Source organism: uncultured Wocania sp. (assembly GCF_964021735.1).
GTDB lineage: Bacteria > Bacteroidota > Bacteroidia > Flavobacteriales > Flavobacteriaceae > Wocania_A.
On sequence record NZ_CAXIBN010000187.1, the window covers coordinates 1 to 6,044 of the forward strand.

Below are 6,044 nucleotides of genomic sequence, written 5' to 3' on the forward strand. Positions count from 1 at the left end.
TTTGATATTAAAGATTGGTTATTTGAAGGTTTCGTTTTGCGAGAAAAAGAGTTTAGACAAAAAGCTTCAGAACACGATTGGTCGCAATATCAAGACAACTATGTCGCGTTAACTTGTAGTACAGATGCCATTATTCCTGCTTGGGCGTTTATGCTGTTAAGTATTCATTTAGAACCTTTTACTAAAAAAACTATTATCGGCAACCTTGAATCTTTAGAAACTTCTATTTATCAAGATGTTATAAATTCGCTCGATGTTTCAGAATTTACAGATAAGCCCATTATCATTAAAGGCTGCTCAAAAAAACCTGTTCCACAAAACGCTTATATTATGTTGGCAACTAAACTAAAATCTGTTGCTAAATCTATAATGTATGGCGAAGCTTGCTCTTCTGTTCCTTTATTCAAAAAAAAATAATTTCTACTTTTGCTGTGACCTAAATTCACACTTTAGTGTCTTATTACTTGAACAACTAAAAAAAATTAAATCTACTTAAAATGAAAAAAAACTTATTATTATTTACTTTTTTTATCGGAATAATCTCGATAAACGCACAAACTTTAGAAGAGTTAAAAGCTACGCAAGCTGCTAAAAAAGATTCTATTGCAGCCATTCAAGGACGTGTTAATGCTATTCAAGGACAGATAGATGCTTTGCCCGGTTGGAAAAAAGGAGCTTTTGGTACTATTGGCGGAAGTATTTCCAGTTTTAAAAATTGGTATGCTCAAGGCACGCCAAACAATAACTCTGGGAACATTGGCTTTACCCTTAATGCTTTTGCGAACTTAAATCAAGATAAATTCTTTTGGAGAAATGCGGCTAACGTAAATTTAACTTGGGTGAAATTAGATGATAAAGACGACCCAACAGACAGTGATACCTTTAGAGAAGCGACAGACGTATTCAATATTAATTCTTTATACGGACAAAAACTAAGTGAAAAATTCGCCATTTCTGGAATGGGAGAATATAGAACAACCCTTTTAAGCAACTTTAACGACCCTGGGTTTTTAGATTTAGGTGTTGGTGCTACTTGGACGCCTGTTAAAGATTTAGTAGTGGTTGTACATCCATTAAACTACAACTTTGTATTTAGCAGTAATTCAGTTATTGATTTTCAATCGTCGTTAGGAGCAAAAATTCTTGTTGATTATACCAGACAAATTGATGCTGTAAGTTTTAAAACAAACTTATCGATGTTCCAAAGTTATAAATCTGGAGATTTATCGAACTGGACTTGGACCAACTCTTTTGGATACACCCTATGGAAAATGATTGGTGTTGGGTTTGATTTTGGTTTAAGACAAAACAAACAAGAGGCTTTTAACTATCAACAAAGTCAACCGGGAAGTGTATCTGCTGCAAGACTTGAAAACACCGACAACAAGTTACAATCTTACTGGATGCTAGGGCTTAATTACAAGTTTTAAAAACATAAAAAAATATACTTACTAAAAAATGCGTTTCCTTTTTTGAGAAGCGCATTTTTTATATCTATTCATTGTCCTCTTTAAATTTTTTCTTTTTATGTTTTCTTCCAAAAAGCCTTTTTAAAAAACCATCCCGTTTTTCTGGATTACAATCTAAATCGTTAATAACCTCTTGCGAAAAGCTTTCAAAATTACTTTTTGTAATGTCAGCAAAATGAGCATCAGCATTCAACTTCTGATAAAATTTAGCGAAAATTGGTAATGCAGAATTAGCACCTTGCCCAATTCCTGTAGATTTGAAGCCAATGCTATGGTTGTCATTCCCAACCCAAGTAACAGTTACCAAGTTTGGAGTGATACCAACAAACCACCCATCTTTATTATTTTGCGTGGTACCTGTTTTTCCAGCAATCTTGTTTTTAAGATAGTATGTTGAGCGTAATCTAGAGGCTGTCCCGCTATTAACAGTAGATTGCATAATTTTTAGTAGCACTTGTCTTGTATAATTACTGTAGGCAGGTGTTTCCATAATCTGTGGTTCAAAACTCGCAATGGTACGCCCTTCTTTATCTTCAATTTTGGTAATGGCATACGGCGTTACACCTTTACTATTGTTCACATAACTGGCATAGGCACCTGTAAGTTCTCTTAAATTTATTTCCGCTACGCCTAAAGCTAACGAAGGTTGTTTAGGAAGTTCTTTGGAGATGCCTAATTTTTCAGCCTGTTCTATCACATTTTCAATACCCACTTTATTTAAAACTTTTACGGCTATGGTGTTGATTGAATTACTCAAAGCCTTTTCTAAATTATAATTTAAATGTGGATCCTCTTCTTTTCCTCCAGAATTGGTTGGCGTCCAATTATCAAAATCAGTATAAGTGACTTCTTTCAATGAAAAATAAGTGCACGGTTTCATACCGTTTTCAATAGCCGCCGTATAAACGAAAGGTTTAAAGGTAGAACCAACTTGACGTTCGCTTTGCGACACATGGTCGTATTTAAAATACCGATAATCAATACCACCAATATAGGCTTTTATGGCGCCTGTTTGGGGTTCAATAGTAAGCATTCCAGTATTTAAAAATTTTAAATAGTACTGTAAACTATCTATGGCCGAAATATTTTGAATGCTATCACCCGTCCAGTTAAACAATTCCGTTTTTCGTTTTATTGAAAGAGAATCCAATATTTGAACTTCTGTTAATCCTGCTTTTTGATAGGATTTATATTTAGGAAGATTTTTAATAGCAGTTTGAATAATGGTTTTATTTGAATTCCACGGTGCTGTTTTTCCAAAAGATTTTTCGTGAATACTTTGTAAATCCGTGAGATGTTCTTGCATTGCTTTTTCTGCAAGGAATTGCATGGTTGAATCTAATGTAGTATGAACAATCAAACCATCTCTATATAAATCATAAGAGCTCCCATCTGGTTTTTTGATAGAATCCAAAATAGCTGTTAATTCCTTTTTTACTTGAGCACGAAAATAAGGTGCCAAACCCACATCATGATTAAAGGACTTGTAATCTAAAACGACATTTTTATTTTTAAGAACATCTACAGAATCTTGCGAAATATAACCATATTTAAGCATTTGCTGAAACACAACATTCCGTCGTGATTGGCTACGTTCTAAATTAATTCTTGGATTGAAATAGGTGGTTGCTTTTAAAGTACCAACCAAAGTAGCTGCTTCGGAACAGGTTAATTCTGAAGCTGGTTTATTGAAAAATTTTCGCGCAGCACTTTCAATACCATAAGTGTTATCCGGAAACGGAACGGTATTAAAATATAACGTTAAGATTTCGTTTTTAGAGTATAGTTCTTCAATACGTTTGGCAATAATTGACTCCTTAAATTTATTGATTAGCATACTGAACATGAAATAATCTTTACGCCCAAATAAATTTTTGGCTAATTGAAGCGTAATGGTACTTCCGCCACCAGCTGATTTATCTCGAAGAATAATGCTTTTAACAAACACGCGCATTAAGCTCACATTATCGATTCCGTCGTGTTCGTAAAAACGTACATCTTCGGTTGCTATAAGTGCGTCAATTAAGTGTTGCGGAAAATCTTGAAACTCTAAAGGTTGCCTATCGTAAATATAATATTTACCAATTAAAGCACCGTCTTTATCTAGCACTTGTGTGGCTTGTTCTTGTTTAATAGAACTCAGTTCGATTGTATTGGGCAGTTTGCCAAAAGCACCCAGATAAATACTGATATACAGGATAACAAAAAAGGCGATAATAGAAGCAAAACCAATCAAGCTCCATTTTACCCATTTATTTTTTAACATTTTTGAAATCCACTTCATAATTGGAAATCCCGATACATTATATTTGGAGTATTATTCAAAATAGTATATATTAATTATCTTCTTCATAATCGGGGTAAAGAAAATGATTATAAGGAAAACGTGTCACGTGAATTTCTCGAACTTCATCATAAACACGTTTTTTAAAATCTTCTAAATTCTGTTTATTTAGTGCCGAAATAAACAAGGCGTTATTCCCTACTTTGTTCATCCAAGTTTTTTTCCACTCCTCTAAACTGTAATGTGCTTCGGTTCTTTCGGCAATTAAATCGGTATCATCAAAAGGTTCAGCCTCGTAAGCATCAATTTTATTAAACACCATAATAGTTGGCTTATCGCCACTTTTAATTTCACCTAAAATTTTCTCTACAGAAGCAATATGTTCTTCAAAATTAGGGTGTGAAATATCTACAACGTGAAGTAATAAATCGGCTTCTCTAACCTCATCTAAAGTGCTTTTAAAGCTATCAACTAACTGTGTTGGTAGTTTTCTTATAAAACCAACGGTATCACTTAATAAAAAAGGTAAATTTTGAATAACTACTTTTCTAACGGTAGTATCAAGTGTTGCAAATAGCTTATTTTCAGCAAATACGTCGCTCTTACTAATCACATTCATTAAAGTCGATTTCCCAACGTTGGTATACCCAACAAGAGCTACACGTACCATTTTACCACGATTTCCCCGTTGTACCGCCATTTGTTTATCGATAGTTTTTATGCGTTCTTTTAGTAAAGCGATTTTATCGCGCACAATACGTCTATCAGTCTCAATTTCAGTCTCTCCAGGCCCACGCATTCCAATACCTCCTTTTTGTCGCTCAAGATGTGTCCACATCCCTCTTAATCGAGGCAATAAATATTCACATTGTGCTAATTCTACTTGCGTTCTAGCATAACTTGTTTGGGCGCGTTGTGCAAAAATATCGAGGATTAAATTTGTTCGGTCTAATACTTTACAGTTAAGAATTTTACTAATATTTCGTTCTTGCGCTGCAGACAATTCGTCATCAAAAATAGCGGTACCGATATCATTCTCTTCAATAAAAATGCGCACATCTTCCATCTTACCAGTTCCTATAAAGGTTTTAGGATTTGGCATGTCCATTTTTTGAGTAAAGCGTTTTATAGCATATCCACCAGCAGTAAAGGTTAAAAACTCAAGTTCATCTAAATATTCTTTAGACTTTTCTTCGTTTTGGTCTTTAGTAATAACACCTATTAAAACAGCTCTTTCTAAGTTAAGATCTTTCTCTTCTATCATATTGCAAAGTTACGTAATTGCTGTGATTTTAATTTTAATATTTTTAACCCTATTTTTGATGTATGACTGACACTTTTGAAGACATTCCCATAAGACATAATATGCAAACTATTGCCTTTTATAATCTTGAAAATTTATTTGATTTAAACAACAACAAACATACAAACGATAATGATTTTTTACCAACATCAGTTAAAAAATGGACACCAAAGCGCTACAATAATAAGCTTAGAAAATTAGGGTTTGCTATTTCGAATATTGGACGAAAGGAAACAGGGAAACATCCTGCTATTGTTGGATTATGCGAAGTTGAAAATGCTAAAGTTATTGAAGATTTGTTAGCTTCAAAACATTTAGAAAGCCACAATTATAGTTATGTGCATTACGACTCTTTAGACGAACGAGGTATTGATGTGGCTTTACTTTACGATGTTAATATGTTTGAAGTTTCTAATTCTGAAACGTTTACTATTAGCCTAATAGATGATGATGGCTTGCCAGATTATACCCGAGATATTTTGTTAGTTTCTGGCTTGCTTGATGGCGAAAAAGTTCATGTTATTGTCAATCATTGGTCATCGAGACGAGAAGGCGAAAAAGAAACAGAATTTAAACGGATGGCATCTTCAAATAAAGTAGGCGAAATTATAACCGCTTTACGATTAGAAAATGATAATGCCAAAATTATTGTTATTGGCGATTTTAATGACGACCCACATAGTAATAGTATTAAGCAGTTAGTTAACGGTTTTAATTTATTTAACCCAATGGAAACATTGCGTTCTTTTACACGAGGGACAACAAAACATAATAGGCAATGGAACTTATTTGATCAAGTTTTGATTTCGACAAACTTTTTTAAAACCTCTGATAATTTCTTTGAATATTATACTGCCAATATTTTTGATGAAGATTTTTTAAAACTTTTTAATGGCAAGTTTAAAGGCTCTCCTTTTAGAACTTATATTGGTAAAAGATATCAAGGTGGTTATAGCGATCATTTTCCTGTGTATGTTGTTTTAAAGAA

General features: G+C 33.4%; 5 protein-coding genes. 3 read left to right on the forward strand and 2 right to left on the reverse strand.

Features of this window, described 5'->3' with window-relative positions:
* Positions 1-417: DUF2480 family protein (locus tag AADI82_RS13135; protein WP_341216882.1), on the forward strand; the 417-nt coding region annotated here is incomplete at its 5' end.
* An 80-nt stretch (positions 418-497) separates the two neighbouring features.
* Complete coding sequence (locus AADI82_RS13140) at positions 498-1,430, forward strand: DUF3078 domain-containing protein (protein ID WP_341216883.1); 933 nt, start codon at positions 498-500, stop codon at positions 1,428-1,430.
* Between the two features lie 64 nt (positions 1,431-1,494).
* On the opposite strand, the gene AADI82_RS13145 is transcribed toward AADI82_RS13140, so the two are convergent.
* Positions 1,495-3,735 (reverse strand): transglycosylase domain-containing protein, encoded by a 2,241-nt coding sequence (locus AADI82_RS13145; RefSeq protein ID WP_341216884.1) that lies wholly within the window; start codon positions 3,733-3,735, stop codon positions 1,495-1,497.
* A gap of 70 nt (positions 3,736-3,805) precedes the next feature.
* Positions 3,806-5,017, reverse strand: a complete 1,212-nt coding sequence (hflX, locus tag AADI82_RS13150) for a GTPase HflX (protein WP_341216885.1) — start codon at positions 5,015-5,017, stop codon at positions 3,806-3,808.
* 62 nt (positions 5,018-5,079) lie between these two features.
* Here hflX and AADI82_RS13155 point away from each other — a divergent pair.
* On the forward strand, positions 5,080-6,044 hold a 965-nt coding region (locus AADI82_RS13155), incomplete at its 3' end, for an endonuclease (protein ID WP_341216886.1).